This is a genomic window from Epilithonimonas lactis (assembly GCF_900110605.1).
GTDB lineage: Bacteria > Bacteroidota > Bacteroidia > Flavobacteriales > Weeksellaceae > Epilithonimonas > Epilithonimonas lactis.
This window is the reverse complement of record NZ_FOFI01000003.1, coordinates 1-23,889: the sequence shown is the minus strand read 5'-3', so window position 1 is coordinate 23,889 and position 23,889 is coordinate 1. Positions and strand designations below refer to the sequence as shown.

Genomic DNA, 23,889 nt, shown 5'->3' with positions numbered 1-23,889 from the left:
TTAAGATGCATTTTAAAGTACAAAGGTTGGAAAGTGCCTGAAAAAATTTACAAATGAAAATACCGCGGATCTGGATACTGGAATTCAAAGTTCAATTCGGCAATCATCTTCTCGGGAGAGATGGTTCTGCCGACAGCGGTTCGTTCGCCTGTGTAGGGTAGATTCTTCTGCGCATTGATGACTTCCTCTTTGTTGGGGTGGACAGGAGCGACGATGTTGTAGACTTTGGAGCGTGATTGGTTATCCAGCATTTTTTCCACAGCGGAACAGATGTCGGCGTAATGGATGTGGTTGACCAAAAGATGAAGGTCAGAAATATTATAATTCTTAAGAAGCCTTTCTCCTCCCATCAACCCGGCCAATCTCAGGATGTTGGTTTGGGGGAATTGTTGCAAGATAAAACTTTCGCTTTCGACAGTTTTAGCAGGTTGGTCGTCCTCGGCAAATTCTTTTTCGGTTTGAGGATAAACGCCCGTGGAGCTCATTAAAAATAATTGACCTTTGTAATCGCCGAGAAAGTTGAGGAGATTTTGCCTTTTGTCATCCATCGGAATTTGAGCACCTCTGATTCCCGAAAACGGTACGCTGATAATGATGGCGTCCAATTCTGCTGCAACTTCCCACGGTTTCATTTCCGGATCTAACTCATTGGGAAAACTGACCAATATGGCGTGATGACCTTTGGCGTTGATTTCTTCTGCCTTTGACGGTGTGGTCGTGGTTGCAAAGATCTCGTATTGGTCTGACAATCTTTCTGCGATATGATTTCCTAACCAGCCGTAGCCGATAATTCCTAGTTTTTTCATATGTTTTGATTTAAAAAAACCTTTCAATTTGAGCTGAAAGGTTTCTATGAATTGGATGAATCGAGTTAAACAAAACTCTATCACCTCTTAAATTTAGTATCGTAAAGTCTAAAAAAGACTATTTCTCGTAAACCAAGTAACCGAAGGCAGGCAGACTCACATCAGAACCTTTGGTGAATTCAGTTTTGGATTTTGAGAACACATTTTTGAAGCTTCCTACCGAGTTGTCATCTTCCAATTTGAAATTGACAGGATCTTTGGTGGTATTGATCAGGACCAAAACTTCTCTTTCTCCATTTTTTCTAAGGTAAGCCAGGATCTTGTCGTTGGAAGTGGTGTTTACCCAGAAAGTCGTTACCGCAGGGTCGCCACCTCGTAAGGCTGGATTTTCGGACTTCAAAGCGAAAAGTGTTTTGTAGAAATCTTCGAGCTCGTACTTGCCATTCCAAGGAATCGGGTCTTTCTCAAAGAACTCCAGACGTTTGGATTTCATAGGTAATTCCTGGCCGTTGTAGAGTAATGGAACGCCATTCCAAGTGGCAGAGAAAACAGCTAATGCAGGAGCGAGATCGCCATATTTTTCATATTCTGTTCCGTTCCATGAGTTCTCGTCATGATTGCTGGTAAACCACGCTCTCATGGAGTTGTCTCCGATCTTTGAATATTGTTCCAAAAGATTTTTCAGGTCAGAAAGAGGCAAATGTTTTTGGTAGAAATCTTTCGACAAATGCATCCACTTCCAGCTGTAGCTCGCATCGAAGACCTTACCGTATTCCGGTGCTTCCAACTCGTCAAATTCGCCCAGGAAGAACATGGGTTTTAGTTTTTCCACTTCCGGTCTTGCCTGTTGCCAGAAGTCAACCTCTACCCAGCTTGCAAGGTCACAACGGAAACCATCGATGTTGGTCTCTTTGACCCAATATTTCATCGCGTCGATCATGGCGAGACGCATTTCTTTATTTGAGTAATCCAGCTCGATGATATCATCCATTCCGCTGGCTTTGTGGAAACTGCCGTCTGCATCTTTCAGGTACCATTCTGGGTGAGATTTTGTCCAGACGTGGTCCCAACCAGTATGATTTGCTACCCAATCGATGATGACCTTGAAGCCCATTTTGTGCGCCTCATCTACCAGATGTTTGAAGTTGTCCAAGGTCCCGAATTCCGGATTGATGGTCGTGTAATCGTATGCCGCGTATTGGCTTCCCAAAGTTCCTTTCTTGTTGAGCTGTGCAATTGGCGTGATCGGCATGAACCAAAGTGTTTCTACACCCATCTTCTTCAGTCTCGGCAGTTCTTTTTCGAAAGCAGCAAAAGTGCCTTCCTGAGTATATTGTCTTACATTGACTTCATAGATATTCGTGGTTCGTTTCCAATCTTGCGGTTGTTCCATAGCTGTTTTTTCGGTTGGTTTCAGGGTTTTACAGGATACTAATAAAGCGGCGATGGCCGGAATAAGAATCAGCTTTTTCATCTTATAGTTTCTCTTGAGGTTGTGAATTTTTATTTTGTCTATTTTGTAAATGTAATAAAAATAAGAAAGGCTGGAAAATCTGGGCTTGTTAATGTTTTATAAATTCCTGCGTCTGTAGATTTGCATCATGTCATAGTGATTTTGGAATTAGTTTGTAAGCTGTCAATTTTATGAAAATTTTAATATTATTTAAATTTAAAAGGTATTATTGTTGCATAATGAAGCAATGAAATAATATACAATATCATGTCAAATTTTAAAGGAAAAATAATCATAGTAACAGGTGCAGCAATGGGTTTAGGTCTTGCGGCAGCGGAGTCACTTGCTTCAAAAGGCGCAGATCTCACATTGGTAGATTACAACTCTGAAGCGCTGGAAAAAGCAAAATCAGAATTGGAATCCAAATATCCTGAAAGTAAATTTTTAACAGTCAAAGCGGATGTTTCCGTTGAAGATCAGGTGAAAAATTATGTGGATGAAACAGTGAAGACATTTGGAAAAGTGGATGGCCTTTACAACAATGCAGGAATAGAAGGAAAGCAAGCTCCTTTAGTAGAGTACGATATCGAAGTCTTTAAGAAGGTCATTGATATCAATCTTCTCGGAGTTTATTACGGTATGAAATACATCATCCCGGAACTTCAGAAAAATGGCGGCGGAAGAATCGTGAACGTTGCTTCAGTTGGTGGAATCCGTGGTGTTTCCAACCAGACGGCTTACGTCGCAACGAAACATGCTGTAGCTGGGATGACGAAAAATGCCGCTTTGGAATACGGAAAATATAACATCCTGACCAATGCCATTGCGCCAGGCGCGATTTTAACACCAATGGTGGCAGAAGCCTTCAATCAGGTCAATCCGCAAGACCCAAAAGCTGCAGAAGCAGAATATGCATCCAGAAATCCTACAAGAAAACTGGGTGACCCAAAAGATGTTGGAAATCTAGTTGCCTACCTTTTGAGTGATGAGAATGGTTATGTTTCCGGTCAGGTCATTGCAATCGACGGTGGTGAATCTAATATGTACGGGAATCCTTAAGGAATAATATTAAGTTTTAAGTTTAGTTTTAGTTAGTGAAAATGTCTGCAGAGGTGCAGGCATTTTTTTGTTTAAGACTTTATTTAAACCTATTACAACAAAAAAATCACGGCATTTCAAGTCCGTGATTTAATTGTCAGAAAATGTATAAAAATGATTTTACAATTTACTTAGTTTTGTTGATTCTCTTTCCGTAATATAAGATCAGAATAAGAGCGGAAACAAATAATGCAAGGTCGACTATTGATAATTGTATTAACATACTTTGCTCAACTCTTGTCTTCTATGGTTTAGCAATAAGTTTTCCAGTCTGCTGAGCTCCATTCTTACCTTTTAGTTGGTAGAAATAGGTCCCTGCAGGCAGTTTTGTTTGTAATGAATTGGTTTTGCCAGAAAGTTCTTTTTGCAAAACGATCGATCCAGCTGCATTATAGATTGTCAAAGCAGATCCTGTTTCCATGTCATTGGTATTGATATTCAGGACCGATGAGAATGGATTTGGGTAGAAACTTGCTTTTTTGCTTGTGGTGGAAGAAGCTGTGCCCAATGTTGTCGTGTCACATCCTTCGGTCATTATAGCATTGATGCTAGCGGTAGATACAGCTCCGGTTGTACTTAGAACACGGCCTTCTATCTTCGTTCCTGTGTTCAGATTGATCGCGCCATTGTTCCCGATCACAGTTCCTTTGAAATCAGCATAATCGTTGAGGTTGATCGCGCCATCTACTTTCCAGAAAACATTTTTTGCAAGCGCTCCGTTGATCAATTCAACAGATGCGTAAGTACTTGTTGATAATGCGCCTACAATTTTGATCACAAATACCGCATCTGAATTTCCTTGTGCATTTAGGATCACTTTTCCGTTGAGCACTGTTGCTGCGTTCAGTAGATAAGTGTGTGGTGTAAGTACAAGGTCTTGTCCGAATGCTGCAGGGTAAAGCAACTCGATATCTGTAGGTAACGTATTAAGATAAGTATAAACCGTATTAAGGTCTAATGCGCAAATGGATGTCGCCTGATCTGGATTCGTGTGGATTGTTCCTGTCACATTCAATGGTTGGAAACCTGTCGTAAGTCCTACGTTGGAGCCAATGTCGCCTACAACAGTAGAAACGCCTGTGTTCGTTACTGTTCCACTACCTGTAAAAATGGTAAAACAAGCCACAGACTGCAATGCTGGTGCTGCTGGTCCGGTCAACTCTGGAGATCCGCATCCGATCGGTTTTGTCACGGTCACACCAGAGACAGTTACTGCGCCAGTTGTCGATAGTGCACGGCCTTCCAGAGATACACCGCTGTTCAAAACGATTGCGGCATTGTTTGCGATGATGGTGCCTTTCATGGTTGTGTTGGTTGCAAGATCTACAAGACCTTCTATCTTCCAAAAGACATTACAGGCAACAGCACCATTTGTAAGGACCACATCGGCTCCTGAAGCAGATGAGAATGCACCTTGGATCTTGAAAATAAACACGGCGTTTGGGTCTCCTTGCGCATCAAGTGTTAATGTGTTGTTTAGCGAAGCACCTTGTCCAATAGAGTAGGTTCCCGCAAGAAGTGTTTGACCATTCCCCAAAAGCGGCGCAGGGAAAAAATTGGGTATCGCAGCGTTAAGCAGGTCGTAAGCGATGGTCAATGAGGCTGCGGCACTTGCAGTTGCGCCATTAGCATCATTCATGACGCCATCTACATTTCCGAAATTGGTGCTGGAACCGTTATTCGTACCCACATTCCCAGTGATGTGCGAAAGTCCAGTATTGCTAATTGCTCCATTGGAGGAGAAAATGGCAAAGTCTGATGTTGCTCCCAGTTCAGGCGCTTGGGCCGTGATTTGGGAAGTGAAGAGAATCGAGGCAGACATAACTACCATGCGTAAAAATTTTTGCATAAAAATTTGTTTGAAGTATAAAATTTAATTATTTTATATTTATTATGCTATGTTATAATCATGCCAATAATTATTTATTATTGATTAATATTTAATAATAATATACTATTGTAAATTAATTTAAATTTTTATTTTAATATTTTTATTAATTATTTAAATATTTAAAAATGATATAATTTTAAATATTGTTAATTATTGGATTTAATCATTGTTAATATTTTAATTTTCTTTAAAGATTGTGTCTTATATCAATAAAGTAAATTTCTTGCACATTATTTGTAAGTACACTTCACAACCTCAAAATATGGATCGATGAAAAATATAACTATCATTCTCGCGCTTCTCACCATTTTTTCCTGCAAAGATGAAAAGGATAAGGATTTAGCTAATACCTCCAGCGCCGTTACTACAAAAGTAAAATCACATTCGCTTGATCTTGAAAAAGATCTAAAGTCCATTAGTGGAATAAAGCAGGAATATAATTTGGTCAATGCGGAATTGGTTGCAAAGAAGTTGGATTCTGTCGGCTTCAAATATGAATGCAATGAGATCTCGGGAAATGTGGCCTACTACTCTGAGAATGGAACTCTGAAAGTAGTAAAGCATTTCCAGGCTGACAGTCATTTTTCATCGACTGAGAGCTATTTTATTGATGAAGGAAAACCTTACTTCATTTTCAAAGACGACACGGCTTGGAGTTTTGATGGTGGAACTGCAGATAAACCAGAAACGAAAGACGATGTGACGGAACAACGTTTTTATCTTGTCGATAATAAGGCGATTCAATGTCTTGAGAAAAAATATATTCTAAGGTCAAATTCTCCAAACAATCCAAAATCCGAAAATGTTCCGAATAAGGAAATGAAAAATTGCTCAATTGCTGATTTGCAGAAAACTTTTGAACTTTTGATGAAGAATAAAGATAGGAGAGAGGGTGGAAAATGTCTTTAAAATTATAACATAAAAAGCCCGAAAAACTCGGGCTTTTAATTATTTCAGAAAAGATTCTTAATCTTCATCGTCTTCTTCGAAAACGTCGTTGTAGCCGTCTTCTTCCTCGTCATCGTTGAAGTCATCATCTTCATCCTCAAAACTTGTCGCTTTGAACTCAGATTCGAAGTCTCCAAAGTCATCATCCAACAAAGGCATTACAGAGTTTTTGCTTTTTCCGTTGGAAGAACCTGTTTTGCTAGGCGCTTTCAATGGAACATTTCCAAATCTGTAAACCGTGATTGGATAATTGACGGCAGGTTTCTCATCCACGATCTCCAATAGCTCACAGAAAAACTCCCAAAGCTCTATGAATCCGTATTGGAATCTCATTTTCTCTCCAACTGCAGGGAAACCTTCTGGCAAGTAGATGTCGGACATTATTTCGCCGTCGCCGTCATCGCTCATATCTTCCAAAGGAATTGCGCGGCCTTCATTCCATTCATCATCAGAAAAATAAAAAGAAGACAACTCTTCACCTGGTAAATTGAAGGCGCTCTTGATACCCAATTGCAGATTCCAAAGTGTCTGTTTACCTTTCACCTCGATGTCTCTGAAGATCGTATCCTTTGCGTCTAGAATTACTCTTATCTTATAAACCATTGTTGTTTTACTTTAACTTTATTAGCTTGATTAATGATGCAAATATAAAACAAATGAAATTCCATAAAAATTTCTAGTAAATTTTTTTTCAAAAAAGTTTTTTATAAATTCAGCGTTTTCAGGATCAAAATTACTCTATGAAATTGGCCTTCATTTTCTTCATTTTTTCAATCGAAGATTTGGCCAATTTGAACTTAAATTTAGTTCCAGAAAGATAAACGCTTTCTACGGAAATCATTTGTTTATGAGCTTCCATAATGTGTTTTACGATGGCTAGCCCCAGACCAGACCCACCTTCTTTTCTATTTCTACTGCTTTCCACACGATAGAAACGCTCAAAGATCCTCGGTAGATTTTCCGGTTTGATTCCCATCCCGTTATCTTCCACAGAGATGTGGATGCTTTTCATGCCTTCTCTTGTAGAAACGATAATCTGCGCTTCTTCGCGGTTCGCATATTTCACGGCATTGGAGATCAGGTTGATCAAAACCTGCGAGATCCTCTGTTTATCCGCAAAAACAAATAGCTGAGATTGTGTGGTCTGCAACTGCATCGTCATAGATTGCCTTTCCGCTTCCATTTCCAAAAGGTCAAAAACCTCCTGGATCAAATGGTTGATATCAAAAGTCGAGAACTTCAGTTCAATTTGTCCGGCCTCGAAACGGTTGATCATATCCAGATCTTTCACGATGTTGAGAAGTCTTTCTACGGACTTGTCAATTCTTTCCAAATATTTGTCGCGGACGTTCAGATCTTCTACACCGCCATCACGCAATGTTTCGATGTAACCTTGGATGGAGAATAATGGCGTTTTCAGCTCGTGAGAAACATTTCCTATGTATTCTTTTCGGTAATCTTCCATTTCTTTCATTAGGTCCATCTCGGCGTTTCGCTGATTCATCTCGTGCATCTTTTCGCCGAGTTCTTTGAAGCCAAGGTCCGTGTCGTAATCGTGGATGATGTCTTCCGGAAGGATATTCGTGATTCTTCTGATTTGATTTCTACTGTAAAAGCTAAACAGAAACTCCAGAACAAAATAATTGATGACAAACAAAAACCAAAGCGTAAAAATGAGGAAATAATTGAAATCCCGAGTTTTGTAGTAGATGTCGTCCGTGTAAAACTCAAAGAGCAAGACCACGACGCCAACCACAGCCACCAATAAAAATGATGCTGCAACCGATATCCAATTGATCTTCACCGAATTTCTAAATCTCATTTCAAAAAAAAGATTTTCTTTTCAGAAAACCTTATACTACTAATTTATAACCAATTCCTTTGAGTGTCTGGATCGTGTTGATTCCCAGTTTCTCTCTCAATCTACGGATGTGCACATCGATCGTTCTTTCTCCTACGATCACATCGTTGCCCCAAACGCGTTCCAAGATCTCTTCTCTTTTGAATACCTTTTCTGTGTTGGAAGCTAAAAGGTAAAGAAGATCAAATTCTTTTTTAGGAAGCAAAAACTCTTCTTTCGCTTTTGAAACTTTGAAGTTGTCTTTATCGATGATGAGGTCGCCGATCTCGATGTAGTTGGAGTTCTCCTGAGAGTTGGCGCCTAGTTGTAATAATGCAGCAACTTTGGATATCAGAACTTTTGGTTTGATTAATTTGACAATGTAATCATTTGCTCCGGCTTGATAGCCAGCTAGTTGAGAAAATTCCTCGCTTCTTGCAGACAAGAATACAATCAATGTTTTTTGAAGTTCTTTGATCTTTCTTAGATCCTGGCAGGTCTCGATGCCGTCTTTTTCTGGCATCATAACGTCTAGTAGAATGAGATCCGGCAAAATCTCTTTTGCTTTTGCGATTCCTTCATTTCCGTTACCAGCAGTGAAAACCTGATAGCCTTCTTTTTCCAAATTATAAGAGATGATTTCCAAGATGTCCTGTTCATCATCAATTAAAAGGATTTTTTTACGATTCATTTCGATTTATTAATATGTCAAAATTAAAAAAAAATGAACTCTATATGACCAAATGTTTAAAGTTCACACAAATTTAACATTTAAAAGCTAATAAAGAGGGTTTACGGAGGCTTTTTTTATATTGAATATTGTTAAAATTTATAAAGGATATTCGTTTCCTTTTTTGAGGAAATTAAGTTAAATTTGCACCTCAGTTTCAGATTATGGAAGAAGAAAAAAAATCACTCAATTTTATCGAGCAAATTATAGAAGATGATTTGGAAAACGGCTTGGACGCATCACAATTGCGTTTCAGATTTCCGCCTGAACCAAACGGTTATCTTCACATTGGTCATACAAAAGCAATCTGCATCAACTTCGGTTTGGGGCAGAAATATAATGCGCCTGTCAATCTTCGTTTTGATGATACCAATCCAGCTAAAGAAGAGCAGGAATTCGTAGATTCTATCAAAGCAGACATCGATTGGCTGGGTTTCAAATATGATCAGGAACTATACACGTCAGATTATTTCGACCAACTTTACAATTGGGCTGTAGAACTCATCAAACAAGGCAAAGCTTACGTAGATGAGCAATCTTCGGAAGATATCACCGCTCAGAGAAAAACACCTTTTGAGGAAGGTGTAGAATCGCCTTTCAGAAACCGTCCGGTAGAGGAAAGCCTTGATCTGTTCGAGAGAATGAAGAATGGTGAATTCGACAAAGGTGCGATGAGTTTGCGTGCGAAGATCGATATGGCTTCTCCGAATATGAATATGCGCGACCCTGTGATGTACAGGATCCTAAAAGAACCGCACCACAGAACCGGCGAAAAGTGGAAGATCTATCCAATGTACGATTGGGCACACGGAGAATCCGATTATATCGAACAGATTTCGCATTCCCTTTGTTCATTAGAGTTTGAAAACCACCGTCCGTTGTACGAATGGTATTTGGATCAGGTTTATGATAACGAAAGTGTTGCACCAAAGCAGAGAGAATTTGCAAGGATGAACGTTTCTTATATGGTAACCTCCAAAAGAAAACTTCAAAGATTGGTTCAGGAAAATATCACAACAGGTTGGGATGATCCAAGAATGCCGACCATCTCTGGACTCAGAAGAAAAGGTTACACGCCGACGGCCATCAAAAATTTCATTGAAAAAGTGGGTGTTGCAAAACGTGAAAACTTGATCGATATCCAATTGTTGGAATTTTGTGTAAGAGAAGACCTGAACAAAGTGGCAACGCGCGTAATGGCGGTTGTAAATCCTGTGAAACTGATCATTGAAAATTATCCAGAAGATAAAGAAGAATGGTTGGAAACAGAAAACAATCCTGAAGACGAAAACGCTGGGACAAGACAAGTGCCTTTCTCCAGAGAGATTTACATCGAAAGAGAAGATTTCAAAGAAGAAGCGGACAAAAAATTCTTCCGTCTGAAATTGGATGGTGAAGTGCGTTTGAAAGCAGGTTACATCATCAAAGCAGAACGTGTTGAGAAAGATGCGAATGGCGAGATCACTACGATTTTTGCAACTTATGACGAAGATTCAAGGTCTGGAAGCGGGACTGAGGCTAGTCTTAGAAAAGTGAAAGGAACACTACATTGGGTTTCTGCAAAACACGCTTTGCCAATCGAGATCAGAACTTACGAAAGATTGTTCACCACAGAACAGCCTGATGCTGAGAAAGATGTGGATTTCATCCAATTCATCAATCCACAATCGTTGAACGTTACGCACGGATTTGCGGAACCAAGCTTGAAAGATGCCACTTTGGACGACCATTTCCAGTTCCAAAGAATTGGTTATTATATGAAGGACAGAGATTCTTCTGATGAAACTTTGGTATTCAACAGAACGGTGACTTTGAAGGACGGTTACAAACCGTAATTAGTAAAGATATTTAAATTAATAAATTGAAAATCAGGCTTTTGTCTGATTTTTTTTGTTTTGATGTAATAGAGTTGTTATTTGTTTTGTCTAATCTCAAGAATAACCTTTACTATGAAAACTAAACTTGGCATTCTCGGACTGATTCTTTTTTTTGGACATATTTCTGCTCAAAAAGTAATCGCTTCAGACAGCATCGTCAGACGACAAATGAATGCTGTGAGAACAGACAAATCCATCAAGATTGACGGCGTCATAGACGAAGAAGTTTGGGCAACTGCAAGCATCGCAGACAAATTCATCGAGTTCCAACCTGCAAATGGAAAACCAGAATCTGAGAATCAAAAAAGTGTTGTAAAAGTTTTATATGACAATACGGGAATCTACATTGCAGCAACACTTTATGACAATGAACCAGATAAAATTGCAAGACAACTCACAGAACGGGACGTCATCAACAACGACGATTTCTTCGGTGTTTTCATCAATGGATACAATGACAAACAGCAGAGTTACGAATTCATAGTCACGGCGGCTGGGGTTCAGTTTGATGCCAAAGCGACCAATGATAATGGCGAAGATGACACCTGGAACGGAATCTGGTACAGCGCCGTGAAAATCACAGATAAAGGCTGGAATGTCGAGATGAAAATCCCTTATTTCGAATTAAGATTTCCAAAGGACAATGTTCAAAAATGGGGCGTCAACTTCTTCCGAAATATCCAGAGAGAACGCAAAAAACTCGCCTGGAATCACATCGATAATACAAAAGGAAGTTTCACTTTGTACGACGGAATCCTCAATGGAATCGAAAACGTAAAAACCCCGACCAGACTTTCTTTCACACCTTACTTTTCAACCTACGTCAATAATTTTGATGGCAAGACCGAGATGAATGTCAACGGCGGAATGGATTTGAAATATGGAATCAATGACGCTTTCACTTTTGATATGACCTTGGTCCCGGATTTTGGTCAGGCTAATTTTGATAATTCGATTCTCAATTTAACACCATTCGAACAGCAATTTTCCGAGCAGCGTTCATTCTTTATGGAAGGCACGGAACTTTTCAGCAAAGGTGATATGTTCTATTCCAGAAGGGTAGGCGGCGAACCTTCCATCTATCCAACGATTGACGAAAATGAAACCTTGACAGAATATCCAGGAAAAGTGAAATTGTTCAACGCTTTCAAAATCTCGGGAAGAACGAAAAAAGGTCTTGGAATCGGGATTTTCAATGGTGTGACAGAGAAAATGGATGCGACCATTCAAAACAATGAAACCGGAGAAACTAGAAAAGAAACCGTTGAGCCTTGGACCAACTACAATGTTTTGGTTTTCGACCAGCGGTTTGGCGGCAATTCTTCCATCACTTTGGTCAACACAAGCACGATGAGAATGGGAAATTTCCGTGATGCCAACGCGACGGGATTGCTTTGGAACATTGCCAACAAAAAGAATACTTACAATTATTACGGAAACATCAAAGGCAGTTGGGTCAAAGATGACGGAACCACTTTTGGGGCGAGAGGAAGCGCTGGGATTGGAAAATTTTCCGGAAATCACCGCTTCGAGGTCAATGCGAATTTGGTAGATAAAAATTGGGACATCAATGATTTGGGATTTTCTACGCTTACAAATTACGGAAACCACAACGCTTGGTACGGTTACAGAATCCTCCAGCCCAAAGGAAATCTCAATAATATGTATCTCAATTTCAATCTCAATTATTACCACAGATTGGAACCGTTCCTGAATCAAAAATTGGTTTTCAATCACAATAACTCTTTCACCAACAAGAAGTTTCAAAGTTTTGGAGGCGGCGTAGAGTTCACGCCGTACGGAGAAAAGGATATCTACGAACCGAGAACTTTCGGAAGATATCTCAATGTTCCTGGTTATTTTGACAGCTGGTTGTTCTTCGAAAGTGACAGCCGGAAAAAACTGCAGTACAATGTTTCAATCGATTATTATGCTTACGACCAAAAGGGCAGAAATCAGGTGATTCCGTCATTGTATCTGCGTTACAGAGCGTCCGACAAACTGAATCTCATTTGGAAATTCAATCCGGTTTTTAGTAACAACGAAGTTGGTTTTGCGGGAAGAAATGCCGACCAGATTTATATGGGAAGACGTCAGCGAAATACCTATGAAAACTCGGTGACAGGACAATATACTTTCAATAACAAAATGGCGCTGTCATTGGCTTTCCGCCATTATTTTTCCGATGTCACCTATAAACAATTTTACAGTCTGAACAACGATGGAAGCCTGAACGAGAATACAGCTTACAATCCAAATCTCGCAGGAACCTACAACTCCTGGAACGTAGATTTGCGTTATTCGTGGTGGTTTGCGCCAGGAAGTCAGTTGACTTTGCTATACAGAAATGCGACCAGCAATTATTTGGAAGTTTCCAGAATGCGATTCAAAAATAACTTCAACGAACTTTTTGATGCACCGATGATCAACAATCTTTCGCTTCGAGTGACCTATTTCCTGGATTACAACAGAGTTAAGAATTGGTTTTAATCAGGATTCAAAAATAATTTGGGCAGCTTTATCCGCCTTCCGTTCCCGCTTTTTTTGCCTTAGCCTTTCCAGCTGCAAAAAAGAGCTCCACTTAAGTCGGGCTGCAGATTCAACATAAAACCCATTTCACTTTACTGAAACGGGTTTTAGTATAAATCAAAAGTTATAACTTATCATCAAAGCACGTCTCTGATTTCTTCATTCTTTTTAAAAGTTGCAGTTGCGAAAGGACAAAGCGGAATGATTTTCAGATTGTTTTCTCTCGCAAACTCCACAGCTTCGTAGACCAATTCTTTCCCCACGCCTTTGCCATTGAACTCTGGTTCAACTTCCGTATGGTCGATGATGAATTTCTCTTCGCCTGCCCAAGAGTAGGTCATTAGTCCGGCCTGTTTCCCATCCATTAATGCTATGAATTCGCCTTTTGTCTCTTTGTTGTTTTGTTTTATTTCTAACATACTATTTAGATTTTTGTTAAGATGTCAATATTATTGGTCAAGATTTTATGAATAGGACAAGCGTCCGCGATTTTGAAAAGTTTATCCTTGATGTCTTCGCTTATTTCTGTCGGCCCAAAATCGATAACTCTACAAAACTGTGCCGTTTTGGTCTGCGGAAAATTTTCCAGGTCTACTTCCACATTGATGGTCGGGATGTCCCAGCCTTTTCTATCAATGTACATTCGCAGGGTCGCAGCAGTACAGCTTGCAAGAGATGTGGCGAGAATCTCAAAAGGATTAAAACCTTTGTTTCCGCCGCCTTTGTCAACAGGTTCATCTGTTATCAATGTATTTTCTCCAGCAATGACCTCTGTGTAATATTTTTCTGTTCCCAGCGTGGCTTTTACTTTTACACCCATTTTTTTATGAATTTAATTTATAGCTTAATGCGCCAGACGGACAATTTTCGATTTGATTTTTAAGTTCTTCGGTGGTCGCATTATCGGGTTTTATCCAAGGTCTGTCTTTCGGATTGTAAACCTGTGGCAACATCTTTACGCAAACGCCTGCGTGGATGCATACTTTCGGTTTCCAGAGAATGGTGATTTCGCCAGCGTTATATTCGTGTGTGTCCATTACAGTTGACTTTTAAAGTTTTCAATTTTCGAATTGATGGTGTTCAATAATTCTGGTTCTACGATTCCATTTTCCAAATCAAAATTCTCATAGAACTTTGGCAAAGAAAAAGTTTCCTTGATGTCTGCACCAAATTGTGGAAAGAATTTTGACGCTTCTGCCATCACATTTCCACCGCCGTATCCGCCTGGCGAAGTCGTCATCAGGAACATTGGTTTATCTTGGAACACTTTCACATTGATTCTGGAAGCCCAGTCAAAGATATTCTTGAAAGCAGCGCTGTACGAACGGTTGTTCTCAGCCAAAGAGCAGATGATGACGTCAGAATCTTCTATGTTTTTCAAAAACCGATGGGCTTCTTCTGGAAAACCATTTTTTTCCAGGTCCACAGAGAAAACCGGCATCAGATAATCACTAAGGTCAATCAGGTTGATTTCCTCATTTGGAAAACTTTTCAAGACGAATTTCACCAATTCTTTGTTGATGGAAGTGGAGGAGTTGCTCCCTGCGAATGCAAATATTTTCATAGTCTGAGTTTATGATTTAGGTTTTAAAGTTTGTCGTAAGCGCCAAATTTTTCATCTACAATGGCTTTCCATTCCGGATGTTTTTTGATGAATGCAAAAACGTAGGGACAGAACGGTAACAATTTTTTACCACTTTCCTTGATGAATTCCAAAGTCTTTTCTACAACAGCAGCTGCAGCGCCGGTTCCTGCCAATTCTGGTTCAGCTTCTGTGTGCACCAACGCAATTTGATTGTCGGTCTCGCCATAATTGATAAATGCAAAATGGCCATCAATCTCTATCTCAAAACGTTTTTTGGATTCGTTTTTTACCAGCGGAATAGATTCGAATTCTGTTTTCATAAATTTATTTTTTTAAAGTTAGCAATTATTTATTTTTCAAAATTAGACAAAGCAGGTCTGCTGGAAATTGATGTAGGATATTTTCGATGACCGCTCAGCATTAAACAAAAAAAATCCTGTGAAAATAATTCACAGGACCAGGAAAGGTTAAATTCCTTATGGATATAATTGATTTTTTCTTTGAGTTACTTTTGTCATCAGATATCGCTTCTCAATCTTTAAGAAGCTTTGAATAAAGCAATCGAAAAAATCATAATTACAGAGCTGAACATCATCTGTAATTATGATTGTGGAATTCTCATCGTTTGTTTTCAAACTTGATGATTTGTGGTCATCATTTGAGTTTTCAAGGTTTTTGTGTTTTTCTAGTATCCTTTACAGAGCTTTGCAGCTCTGTAATTTGGCACTAGATTTCATCAGTTGTTGTTTTTGTTTTTTTTGTGGACTTTTTATTTGTGTTTTTGCCCTTTTTTTAATTCACAAAGAATCGAAGCTCTCTCTGAATAATTGATTCCTCATTTGTGATTTTAGAATCTTTTTTTTTGTTTTGTGTTTTTGCCCTCTTGTGTATCTCTTACATTATTCCTCAACGCTGTAATTGATACTTAATTCGTCATCTGTTTTTAGAATCTTCAACAATCTTGGTTTCATCATCTGCGTTTTCAGAATCCAATTTTATTTGTGTTTTTTATTGTCGATTATCTTGGTACAAAAGTACCAACATCGGCAATAGAATCGATAAAAATGTCTACGATATATGTCGATGCGCTTGTAGATATTTATCTACAAAAAAGACCGATCTAGAATGATCGGTCTTATTATATTAAGGAATGTTTTTTGTTAAAACTTAAGAATGGTCTTTCATCAACTCCACAAGTTCAACGATATTTTCGATTTTCAACTTGTCAAATATTCTTTTTTTTAATGTACTTACTGTATTTTGTTTGATGTCGAGTCTGTTGGCTATTTCCAGATTACCGAGGCCTTCTGCGTACATCTCTGCAATTTCCAATTCTCTCTCCGTCAATGAGAACAGGGGATTGATCAAATTTCTGTTTCTGAAAGAATTCACCAACAAAGCCTGTGTCGTGGGCGAAATATATTCTCCTTCATTGATCATCTTTAAGATCGCGTTTTTCACATCATCTTCTTCGCTTAGTTTGCTTAGAAAACCGTTCGCTCCAGCATTGATGTACTTCAGCGATTGTGTATTTTCATCGATGCCAGAAAAAATGAGGATTTTGGTCTCTGGCCTGATTCTTTTGATGTCAGGTAGAATTGAAAGGCTGTTTCCATCTGGGAAATGAGCATCAATGATGGCAATGTCAATTGGATTTTCTTGTACAGATTCCAATACTTTTTTCAAGGTCGATGCGTGGAATATCTCACATTCGAACTCCATCTCTTCCAAAAGAAAAACAATACCTTGCCTTATCAAACTGTGGTCATCCGCCAGCAAAAACGTAATCGACTTATCTAATGGATTCATTTATTAACATTCAAATTAATAGAGAAACTTACGGTTGTTCCTTGGTTTATCTCGCTGTCTACAGAGATTTTCCCAGAATATAATTCTATAATTTCCTTGCAAAGACTCAGTCCCAGACCCGCACCCAGATTTTCTACATCTTCCGACAATACACCTTGGTAATATGGTTCAAAGATCTTTTCCAGGTCAGATTTTGAAATTCCCGTGCCTGTATCCTTTATTTCTGTAGTTAAGGTAATGGTGTTTTCATCCAGATATTTTGCTGAAGTGTTTACTGTGATTTGTCCATTTTCTGTAAACTTATTCGCATTCCCCAGAATATTCATAAAAATCTGGTTGATCTTCGTACAATCGGAATTGACCATGATTTTTTCATCAATATTTTTATGAATGACAAACTTATTATTTCTGGTCTCGATGTAAGGTTCAATGGCGGTCAATATAGAATCTATCTCTTTGTTGAGATTAAAAACACTGAGATTCAACTTGTTTTGCACCTGCTGATTTTTGGTGTATTCCAAGATCTGATTGGCTTGCATCAGTAGTGTGTCATTTGTAAAACTGATGGATTTCAAATATTCCTTGATGGTTTCATCCTCGGTCTTCTTGTTGATTCTTTTGATGAAGATCCCAATGATCTTGAGCGGTGATCTAAGCTCATGACTCAGCATTCCCAATATCCTGTTTTTGAAGTTGAGATTTTCCTTGATCTGTTTGTTGGCAGCGTTGAGTCGTTTTTCATAGATGAATGCGATCCTTGTGAAGTACATGATCAGGATAGAAACGATGAACATCAAGACCATTGCACCAAAAATGAGATAGGTTCTGATCTTGTTATTAGCAGAATTTTGTTTATCCAATTCGCTTTCCAACTCAGATTTAGAATCTTTGATAGCGATTTCATAGACGCTCATCAGATTGTTACTGTAGACCATCAGGCTGTTGAAAGATTCGAAAAGTTTGTTCCTGTTTGTGCTGACATCCTTATTTTTCACCACATTCACACGCACTTTCTGGATCTCCGTGGAGTAGTAGGTGTTCATGTTTTTGAAAATGCTATCCAGCTCGCGCTTCATTTTTGCGAGACCATCTTGCTTGGTCTTTTCCACCGTGATGATGGTACTTTCCTTGCGCACATTCTCTTTGCCGGAAATGGCGTCACTTAGTCTTCCAAACAAGCCTTTCTTCTTGACGGTGTCGGATTTGGTTTCGGTTTTTATATCAAATTTGTCAAAGTCGTATTTGAATTCGTACTTTTTGAATTGTGGAATGGCGATGTCACGCAGCTTCAAATCGGATTTTGCGGACACCTGAAAAGATGAATCCGTCAAGATCTTAAAATTTTTGATCTCCGCGGAATCTGTTTTCTGTAATGTGATGATCTTTTTTAATCTCGGATTTTTGTCCTTCAAGTCATTGATGCTGTCAAGGTTTTTTGTAAGAACATTCACGGACTGGAAGTACGAGTCCAGATATTTGTCATCGTTACTCACTACATATTTTTGAAAATAGCCCTGCGCTGTCAGAAGTTCTTTTCTAGATTTGTCTGTGAGGTGTTCCAGATCGTGTACGTCTTTCAATTGATCTTCAATAAAAGCAATGTTTTTACGATTTTTGAATTCATTGTAAAAAAATCCCGCTATGATCAGCTGGATGAGTAGAATGCATAATATTAAAGAATAATGTACGATCTTTCGTAATTTGAATCGTGAGCTACCACTTTTTGGATTCATATTTGTGTGTTTTTTTAATCAAATTTACCATCTACAATTTCAAATCATATCGATGAATAAACGCATTAGGTGTAAATTTAAACAATCCCTCGATATTAGAACGAGGTTCGATCATAAAATATTTATGTATATAATAGCAAAGAACTTTATTCTTAATTAAATGATTGATTGTCAGATTTTATATTTAGATATCAATTTACAAATTAATAAAAATAATGAATTACATCAAAAAATCCTGTAAAAATTAATTACAGGATTTTTTTATTTTTATTCAAGTCAGAATTAATTACAAACTCTTGAATTGTTCCAACATTCTTTTGTCATTTTCGAAGAACATACGGATGTCGCTCATTTGGTAAAGCAACATGACGATTCTCTCGATTCCCATTCCGAAAGCATATCCGGAGAATTTGTCTGGGTCGATGTTCACGTTTTTAAGAACCGCAGGATCTACCATTCCACAACCCATGATCTCCAACCAACCTGTTCCTTTTGTGATACGGTAGTCGGTTTCAGAGTTCAATCCCCAGTACACGTCAACTTCCGCACTCGGCTCTGTGAAAGGGAAGTAAGAAGGTCTCATTCTAATTTTCGACTTTCCGAATAGTTCGGTCGTAAAGAATTGAATGGTTTGTTTAAGGTCAGCAAAACTTACATTTTCATCAATATAAAGACCTTCGATCTGATGAAAAATACAGTGCGAACGGGAAGAAACAGCCTCATTTCTGAAAACCCTTCCTGGCGCCAAAATTCTCATCGGCGGTTCGTTCTCCTCCATATATCGGATTTGAACAGAAGAAGTGTGCGTTCTTAATAATACATCTGGATTTTGCTCAATGAAAAATGTGTCCTGCATATCTCTCGCCGGATGATATTCCGGAAGGTTCAATGCGGTGAAGTTATGCCAATCGTCCTCGATCTCAGGTCCGTCTGCAACAGCAAAACCAATGGATTTGAAGATCTCGATGATTCTATTTTTAACCAAATTGATTGGATGACGAGAACCTAATTCCAATGGAAAACCTGGTCTGGTAAGGTCTTCTTTTTCAAGAATGATCTTGCTTTCTGTAGAAGATTTTAGTTCTTCCAGCTTTTCATTCACAGCGTTTCTCAAGATGTTGATCTTCTGTCCAAAATCTTTCTTCTGCTCATTGGGAATTTGCTTCAAGGCGTCATAGAAATCATTCATGATCCCTTTTTTACCATTGAATTTTAGTCGGAACTGTTCTGTTTCATCTTTGGTGGAAGACTGGAAATTCTGTACTTCTACCAATAGGTCATCAATTTTCTCTAGCATTGTTATATATAAAATATAGATTGCAAAAATACGATTTTAAAATAAAGTTTTAGATAAAAAACATCAAAGATATAAAACAGGTAAAACAGTTGTAAATAAAGGATTTGTAACTGTTTTTCACTTTTTGGTATTGCAGTAGAAAGCAATAAAATGCACGAGAATACAAAAGTTGGGTTACTAAATCGTTACTTTAAAAAATCTCTAAATGATTTTTAAATAACTGTTTTTCAGTTTATTGCATTCTTTTTCATATTGTTTCCAAGCTCTATATATTTTAATTTTAACATTAAGAAATCGTGAGTTATGGAAGCGACAAAGAGATCAACATTCAAGGTATTATTCTACCTTAAAAAGAATGCACCAAAGAAAAACGGACTTGTGCCAATTATGTGCAGGATAACTGTCAATGGCAAGCAATCCACATTCAGTGCAAAACTGGATATTTCTGCTTCTGCGTGGGACTTGAAATACGGGAGGGTTTCAGGCAAAAGCAAAGAGGCACAGAGTCTAAACACTAGACTTGACAGCATACGTTTGGGTATTGAAAGGTGCCACTCAAAAATTATGGATAGTGATGGAAGTGTGAACAGCAATAAGCTGAAAGATGTTTTTCTTGGTATGGACAGCGGAGAGCTGACATTTTTTAAATTCTACGATAAATTTTTACTGGACTTTGAGAAAAAAGTAGATAGTGGACTTAGGGCATACGGTACTCTAGGGAAATACAAGAGTCTTTTGATTCACCTCAGAAGTTTTGCTCTTTCAAAATACAAAACTTCTGATATTCCTTTCAAAACTATTGATTGTGAATTTATTCAGGAATTCGATTACTATCTTCGTAATGACCAAAGTCTGGAACACAATACAATCTGGGTCTATAAGATCGGGCTAACAACATTGTGCCGACTGGCAATAAGCAGGAAACATCTTTCCAGCAATCCATTCAGTGAATACAAAAACACTAAGAAAGACAGAGATCGTGGTTATCTTTTACGAAGTGAGTTGGAACAACTTGTTAGTTTTGAATGTGCTAAAAAGAAAGACGAACTGGTAAAAGATCTTTTTGTTTTCAGCTGTTTCACTGGGCTTTCTTATTCTGATATAAAAGGATTGAAAAAAAGCAATATTCAAAAGTTTTTTGATGGCAAGGAATGGATTATCATTCGCAGGAAAAAAACATCGACCTCATCCAATGTGATGCTTTTAGATATTCCAAAAATGATTATCAATAAATATGAAGGTTTTTCCAAAAATGGACTGTTATTCCCAGTACCTGCCAATAATAACTGCAATGAGAGCCTTAATAAGATATCCCAATTGATTTCCTGTCTTGAAAACAAAAAAGTAACATTCCATTTGGCACGCCATACTTTTGCTACCTTATTTCTCAGTGAAGGTGTTCCGCTTGAAAGTCTGAGCAAAATGATGGGACATAAGAATATCGCAACTACACAAATCTATGCAAAAATATTAAACGAGAAAGTAGGAAAAGATATGGGGAAGGTAGCCGAAAATTTCAAAGAAATGGAAAGTTCTTTTAATTCTCAAATCAAATAAGAATTTAATAAAGCGAAATTTAAGATTTTCAAATTCTCCTAAGAATGTATTAAAGGCTCAACTCTCAGTTGAATCTTTCATATGAAAAGAAATGTTCCTGATTACTTATAAATGTAGAAAAATTTAGCAATCAAAAAAAATATTTTTTTTTAAATTTTAAAATATTTTTTGAAAAATTATCATTCAAAAATTCTACTTTTGAATGTATTTAAGATGGGTGAGATTACACTACTAAAATCTCAAAACACGATTCTTTAAATACCAATTATGTTAAACATTTGTAAGTAATTACAATTGATTATAATTAAATATAGATTTGAAAACCAATACTTTGAAAAAAAAGTAAATTTTGATTCCATATTGATAATTGCGTATATTTGAGTGTTACCTGTCATTTTAAAGAAACACCGCAGAAAACCAACAATATTAAACAGCTTATGAAACTGTATTTATTTTCAATATTAATATCCTTATTTGGACTTGTTACTTGTCAGACAAAATCAATTCAAACTATTTCTGAATCAAGGATTGAAGACACAATAACAAAACCAAATGAAACTAAAATTTATATACTAAAAAAGCAAAAAAACAATTCAGATTTTGATTATTCGAAACTCAATGATATTGATGCCTATTATGGTATACTTTCAAAACATAGAGAATCTGACGACATAAGTTCTGCTTTTGAACCCTTAAAAGGAAAATATAATTACTATCAATTCATCGCAACTTTTAAAGGGAAAAGCTACAATGACGGAGGGCCAACTTTAATCAAGGATTTCAACGACATTTTGATTATTTAAACAGACACCAAAAATCAAATCATTGACGCATACCAATATACTTTGGAATGGACTGAACAACCTTACCAAATTGATATTTATAAAAATACATCTAAAAATTTAACTCTGACGAACAACTTACAATTAAACGCTTTAAAATTAAAACGAACCTATAATAGTTCGTATGTAAAAGACAAAATGCTTAATGAAAGCGGGATTATTCGTCTTAATTAAAAACGACAGGTAACAGCTACTAAGCGCCATAGCGGGTTGGTTGCTTTCTGAGAGTTGGTTTTGTACTTGGAGAGTTTAGGCAAACTCCAAAGTTTATTGAATTTTTAATCCGCTACAGCGCCTAGTAGCAAGACGTTATAGGCAATGGTATTACAACAACACTTAAAACCAAAACAAGTATAAATTTATGAGTAAAATTTACAATTATACCGCATTTTATGTCAGCGAACCATTTAACGAATCTTCACTTGGAGCAAATGCGACTAAAGATTTTTGCTATTACAATATATTAAAAGCATGGAAAGGTTCGGACAGTTCATTTCCTTTTAACAATGCTCATGACACAACTTACAATGTTCGTGACAGTAGTGATTGGGAATCGACACTTAAACCAAGACTTCGAGAAAGACTAAAAAATTCCAAAAATATCGTTCTATTTTTAAGTAATGACACAATGAATTCAAAAGCATTAAAAGAAGAACTAGATTACGGCATTAATACTCTCGGACTTCCTATAATTGTAATATATCCTGATTTAAAAACTAAAGATGATTTACTCACTAATGGTAAAACAAGTTTGAATAGTACCGTAACAACTTTATGGAATAAGTTACCTATTTTTAGAGATTCAAAATCAAAAGTTCCCGTACTACATATACCAATGAGTAAAGATACTATTCGAACAGCGTTAAACAATACGAACTTCAGAGTAGATTCTGGGAAAGAAGCTAATGACTATTTTTACAACTAAAACTATGAAAGTTAAATTATTAGATAAAAATGTTAGAAATAAATTTTGGTTTTATTTTTCAGTAATTTCCGGTATTTTATCATTTGTATTACTTTTTAATATTGTTCCAGATGAATACAAAGATTGTCTAAGATACTTTGGCTATATAACTTTCGGTGTACTTATTGTAATTTATTTAGTTATTTGGTACCGAGCAAACAATCTTGCAAGTATTAATATTGACATAGATGGAAGTGAAGTACACATTAAATCTGGCAATTTATTTAATGAACAAGGTTTTAAAGTAATTCCTTTTAATGAATATTTTGACACTGTAGTAGATGATAAAATAATATCAAATAGTTCGCTCAACGGAATTTATGTAAAAAAGTATTTCCTTGACAACGTAGATAAGCTTGATAATTTTATAGTAGCTAATTCAGACGAATTAGACATAATTGATAATCAAACTTATAGAAGACTTGGAGGAAAACTGGTAAAGTTCAAATTAAGTACCATTTTCGTCTATGAAGATTTTATTTTGACAGCATTTACTAAGTTTGATGAACATAACAAGGCAATTCTTACTATGCCTGAATACATTGAATTTTTAATTAACTTTTGGGATAGAGTAAATCGCGTTTATGCTCAAAAAACGGTATCAGTTCCAATTTTCGGTTCTGGAATAACTAGAATTAAGGAACATAAGAATATCAGCGATGAAGACTTATTAAAAATTATGCTTTGGACGTTTAAATTAAGTGAAATGAAATTTAAACATCCTGCAAAGTTAACGATTGTTGTACATGAGGATAAAATTGGGCAAATAAATCTGTTTAATATCAAATCAATTGAATTAGGTTTATAGCTCACAAATAACCACTGCCTATAATAGCTAAGTTTTCGTTGCGTGCGAAGCACGAACAATGAAAACCCTGTTGAACGGAAGCTTCGGGAGCTTTTTTCAACATTATGGGTTTACCGACGAAG

At 37.2% G+C, this 23,889-nt stretch carries 22 protein-coding genes; 8 read left to right on the top strand and 14 right to left on the bottom strand.

Annotated features, from left to right (window positions below; all coding sequences use genetic code 11):
- Nucleotides 1-47 precede the first annotated feature (47 nt).
- Complete coding sequence (locus tag BMW39_RS09700) at nucleotides 48-806, bottom strand: Rossmann-fold NAD(P)-binding domain-containing protein (protein ID WP_034974965.1); 759 nt, start codon at nucleotides 804-806, stop codon at nucleotides 48-50.
- A 118-nt stretch (nucleotides 807-924) separates the two neighbouring features.
- A complete protein-coding gene (locus BMW39_RS09695) occupies nucleotides 925-2,280 on the bottom strand; it encodes an alpha-amylase family glycosyl hydrolase (RefSeq protein ID WP_034974963.1) in 1,356 nt (451 codons plus the stop codon).
- 246 nt (nucleotides 2,281-2,526) lie between these two features.
- Between BMW39_RS09695 and BMW39_RS09690 the strand changes: the two genes are divergently transcribed.
- The gene (locus tag BMW39_RS09690; RefSeq protein ID WP_034974961.1) at nucleotides 2,527-3,318 is read left to right on the top strand and encodes a glucose 1-dehydrogenase; all 792 of its coding nucleotides are present in this window, start codon (nucleotides 2,527-2,529) and stop codon (nucleotides 3,316-3,318) included.
- Between the two features lie 283 nt (nucleotides 3,319-3,601).
- Here BMW39_RS09690 and BMW39_RS09685 read toward each other — a convergent pair whose 3' ends face one another.
- On the bottom strand, nucleotides 3,602-5,206 hold the full coding sequence (locus tag BMW39_RS09685) for an ice-binding family protein (protein WP_083391916.1): 1,605 nt from the start codon (nucleotides 5,204-5,206) through the stop codon (nucleotides 3,602-3,604).
- 312 nt (nucleotides 5,207-5,518) lie between these two features.
- On the opposite strand from BMW39_RS09685, the gene BMW39_RS09680 reads away from it, so the two are divergent.
- Entirely contained in the window at nucleotides 5,519-6,157 is a 639-nt protein-coding gene (locus BMW39_RS09680) for a hypothetical protein (protein ID WP_034974958.1), read from the top strand.
- Between the two features lie 57 nt (nucleotides 6,158-6,214).
- Here the strand turns inward: BMW39_RS09680 and BMW39_RS09675 are convergent, their stop codons facing one another.
- The 3 genes from BMW39_RS09675 to BMW39_RS09665 form a co-directional block, all read right to left on the bottom strand.
- Nucleotides 6,215-6,799 carry an IS1096 element passenger TnpR family protein gene (locus BMW39_RS09675; RefSeq protein WP_034974956.1) on the bottom strand — a complete coding sequence of 195 codons (585 nt, stop codon included), beginning with the start codon at nucleotides 6,797-6,799 and terminating at the stop codon, nucleotides 6,215-6,217.
- Between the two features lie 130 nt (nucleotides 6,800-6,929).
- Nucleotides 6,930-8,000: a sensor histidine kinase gene (locus BMW39_RS09670; protein WP_051879943.1), complete on the bottom strand. Its 1,071-nt coding sequence runs from the start codon at nucleotides 7,998-8,000 to the stop codon at nucleotides 6,930-6,932.
- Nucleotides 8,001-8,049: 49 nt separating this feature from the next.
- Nucleotides 8,050-8,727 carry a response regulator transcription factor gene (locus BMW39_RS09665; RefSeq protein ID WP_028122386.1) on the bottom strand — a complete coding sequence of 226 codons (678 nt, stop codon included), beginning with the start codon at nucleotides 8,725-8,727 and terminating at the stop codon, nucleotides 8,050-8,052.
- A 203-nt stretch (nucleotides 8,728-8,930) separates the two neighbouring features.
- Here BMW39_RS09665 and BMW39_RS09660 point away from each other — a divergent pair, with 203 nt between their 5' ends.
- Together BMW39_RS09660 and BMW39_RS09655 are read left to right on the top strand one after the other, a co-directional pair.
- Entirely contained in the window at nucleotides 8,931-10,601 is a 1,671-nt protein-coding gene (locus BMW39_RS09660) for a glutamine--tRNA ligase/YqeY domain fusion protein (RefSeq protein WP_034974954.1), read from the top strand.
- A 114-nt stretch (nucleotides 10,602-10,715) separates the two neighbouring features.
- On the top strand, nucleotides 10,716-13,133 hold the full coding sequence (locus BMW39_RS09655) for a DUF5916 domain-containing protein (protein ID WP_034974952.1): 2,418 nt from the start codon (nucleotides 10,716-10,718) through the stop codon (nucleotides 13,131-13,133).
- A gap of 176 nt (nucleotides 13,134-13,309) precedes the next feature.
- On the opposite strand, the gene BMW39_RS09650 is transcribed toward BMW39_RS09655, so the two are convergent.
- The 8 genes from BMW39_RS09650 to BMW39_RS09615 form a co-directional block, all read right to left on the bottom strand.
- Nucleotides 13,310-13,591, bottom strand: a complete 282-nt coding sequence (locus BMW39_RS09650) for a GNAT family N-acetyltransferase (RefSeq protein ID WP_034974950.1) — start codon at nucleotides 13,589-13,591, stop codon at nucleotides 13,310-13,312.
- 5 nt (nucleotides 13,592-13,596) lie between these two features.
- Nucleotides 13,597-13,992, bottom strand: a complete 396-nt coding sequence (locus tag BMW39_RS09645; RefSeq protein WP_034974948.1) for an OsmC family protein — start codon at nucleotides 13,990-13,992, stop codon at nucleotides 13,597-13,599.
- A gap of 4 nt (nucleotides 13,993-13,996) precedes the next feature.
- Nucleotides 13,997-14,209: a (4Fe-4S)-binding protein gene (locus tag BMW39_RS09640; RefSeq protein WP_034974946.1), complete on the bottom strand. Its 213-nt coding sequence runs from the start codon at nucleotides 14,207-14,209 to the stop codon at nucleotides 13,997-13,999.
- Complete coding sequence (locus BMW39_RS09635; protein ID WP_034974945.1) at nucleotides 14,209-14,736, bottom strand: NADPH-dependent FMN reductase; 528 nt, start codon at nucleotides 14,734-14,736, stop codon at nucleotides 14,209-14,211. Before BMW39_RS09635 ends, BMW39_RS09640 begins: the two co-directional genes overlap by 1 nt.
- A 23-nt stretch (nucleotides 14,737-14,759) precedes the next feature.
- Nucleotides 14,760-15,077: a GNAT family N-acetyltransferase gene (locus BMW39_RS09630; RefSeq protein ID WP_034974943.1), complete on the bottom strand. Its 318-nt coding sequence runs from the start codon at nucleotides 15,075-15,077 to the stop codon at nucleotides 14,760-14,762.
- An 847-nt stretch (nucleotides 15,078-15,924) separates the two neighbouring features.
- Entirely contained in the window at nucleotides 15,925-16,566 is a 642-nt protein-coding gene (locus BMW39_RS09625) for a response regulator (RefSeq protein ID WP_034974941.1), read from the bottom strand.
- Entirely contained in the window at nucleotides 16,563-18,299 is a 1,737-nt protein-coding gene (locus tag BMW39_RS09620) for a sensor histidine kinase (RefSeq protein WP_034974939.1), read from the bottom strand. The genes BMW39_RS09625 and BMW39_RS09620 overlap by 4 nt, the downstream gene beginning before the upstream one ends.
- A gap of 286 nt (nucleotides 18,300-18,585) precedes the next feature.
- Nucleotides 18,586-19,596 (bottom strand): phenylalanine--tRNA ligase subunit alpha, encoded by a 1,011-nt coding sequence (locus BMW39_RS09615; RefSeq protein WP_034974938.1) that lies wholly within the window; start codon nucleotides 19,594-19,596, stop codon nucleotides 18,586-18,588.
- Between the two features lie 303 nt (nucleotides 19,597-19,899).
- Between BMW39_RS09615 and BMW39_RS09610 the strand changes: the two genes are divergently transcribed.
- From BMW39_RS09610 to BMW39_RS09595, 4 genes are all read left to right on the top strand, one after another.
- Complete coding sequence (locus tag BMW39_RS09610; RefSeq protein WP_034974936.1) at nucleotides 19,900-21,153, top strand: site-specific integrase; 1,254 nt, start codon at nucleotides 19,900-19,902, stop codon at nucleotides 21,151-21,153.
- A gap of 377 nt (nucleotides 21,154-21,530) precedes the next feature.
- Nucleotides 21,531-21,956 carry a hypothetical protein gene (locus BMW39_RS09605; RefSeq protein ID WP_034974934.1) on the top strand — a complete coding sequence of 142 codons (426 nt, stop codon included), beginning with the start codon at nucleotides 21,531-21,533 and terminating at the stop codon, nucleotides 21,954-21,956.
- A gap of 400 nt (nucleotides 21,957-22,356) precedes the next feature.
- A complete protein-coding gene (locus BMW39_RS09600) occupies nucleotides 22,357-22,920 on the top strand; it encodes a TIR domain-containing protein (RefSeq protein ID WP_034974932.1) in 564 nt (187 codons plus the stop codon).
- A gap of 4 nt (nucleotides 22,921-22,924) precedes the next feature.
- A complete protein-coding gene (locus tag BMW39_RS09595; RefSeq protein WP_034976068.1) occupies nucleotides 22,925-23,767 on the top strand; it encodes a macro domain-containing protein in 843 nt (280 codons plus the stop codon).
- Nucleotides 23,768-23,889 lie beyond the last annotated feature (122 nt).

Excerpts from the sequence above, each read along its gene's own strand:
- BMW39_RS09700 (WP_034974965.1), bottom strand. The coding sequence starts at position 806 with ATGAAAAAACTAGGAATTATCGGCTACGGCTGGTTAGGAAATCATATC.
- BMW39_RS09695 (WP_034974963.1), bottom strand. The coding sequence starts at position 2,280 with ATGAAAAAGCTGATTCTTATTCCGGCCATCGCCGCTTTATTAGTATCC.
- BMW39_RS09690 (WP_034974961.1), top strand. The coding sequence starts at position 2,527 with ATGTCAAATTTTAAAGGAAAAATAATCATAGTAACAGGTGCAGCAATG.
- BMW39_RS09685 (WP_083391916.1), bottom strand. The coding sequence starts at position 5,206 with ATGCAAAAATTTTTACGCATGGTAGTTATGTCTGCCTCGATTCTCTTC.
- BMW39_RS09680 (WP_034974958.1), top strand. The coding sequence starts at position 5,519 with ATGAAAAATATAACTATCATTCTCGCGCTTCTCACCATTTTTTCCTGC.
- BMW39_RS09675 (WP_034974956.1), bottom strand. The coding sequence starts at position 6,799 with ATGGTTTATAAGATAAGAGTAATTCTAGACGCAAAGGATACGATCTTC.
- BMW39_RS09665 (WP_028122386.1), bottom strand. The coding sequence starts at position 8,727 with ATGAATCGTAAAAAAATCCTTTTAATTGATGATGAACAGGACATCTTG.
- BMW39_RS09660 (WP_034974954.1), top strand. The coding sequence starts at position 8,931 with ATGGAAGAAGAAAAAAAATCACTCAATTTTATCGAGCAAATTATAGAA.
- BMW39_RS09655 (WP_034974952.1), top strand. The coding sequence starts at position 10,716 with ATGAAAACTAAACTTGGCATTCTCGGACTGATTCTTTTTTTTGGACAT.
- BMW39_RS09650 (WP_034974950.1), bottom strand. The coding sequence starts at position 13,591 with ATGTTAGAAATAAAACAAAACAACAAAGAGACAAAAGGCGAATTCATA.
- BMW39_RS09645 (WP_034974948.1), bottom strand. The coding sequence starts at position 13,992 with ATGGGTGTAAAAGTAAAAGCCACGCTGGGAACAGAAAAATATTACACA.
- BMW39_RS09640 (WP_034974946.1), bottom strand. The coding sequence starts at position 14,209 with ATGGACACACACGAATATAACGCTGGCGAAATCACCATTCTCTGGAAA.
- BMW39_RS09635 (WP_034974945.1), bottom strand. The coding sequence starts at position 14,736 with ATGAAAATATTTGCATTCGCAGGGAGCAACTCCTCCACTTCCATCAAC.
- BMW39_RS09630 (WP_034974943.1), bottom strand. The coding sequence starts at position 15,077 with ATGAAAACAGAATTCGAATCTATTCCGCTGGTAAAAAACGAATCCAAA.
- BMW39_RS09625 (WP_034974941.1), bottom strand. The coding sequence starts at position 16,566 with ATGAATCCATTAGATAAGTCGATTACGTTTTTGCTGGCGGATGACCAC.
- BMW39_RS09620 (WP_034974939.1), bottom strand. The coding sequence starts at position 18,299 with ATGAATCCAAAAAGTGGTAGCTCACGATTCAAATTACGAAAGATCGTA.
- BMW39_RS09615 (WP_034974938.1), bottom strand. The coding sequence starts at position 19,596 with ATGCTAGAGAAAATTGATGACCTATTGGTAGAAGTACAGAATTTCCAG.
- BMW39_RS09610 (WP_034974936.1), top strand. The coding sequence starts at position 19,900 with ATGGAAGCGACAAAGAGATCAACATTCAAGGTATTATTCTACCTTAAA.
- BMW39_RS09600 (WP_034974932.1), top strand. The coding sequence starts at position 22,357 with ATGAGTAAAATTTACAATTATACCGCATTTTATGTCAGCGAACCATTT.
- BMW39_RS09595 (WP_034976068.1), top strand. The coding sequence starts at position 22,925 with ATGAAAGTTAAATTATTAGATAAAAATGTTAGAAATAAATTTTGGTTT.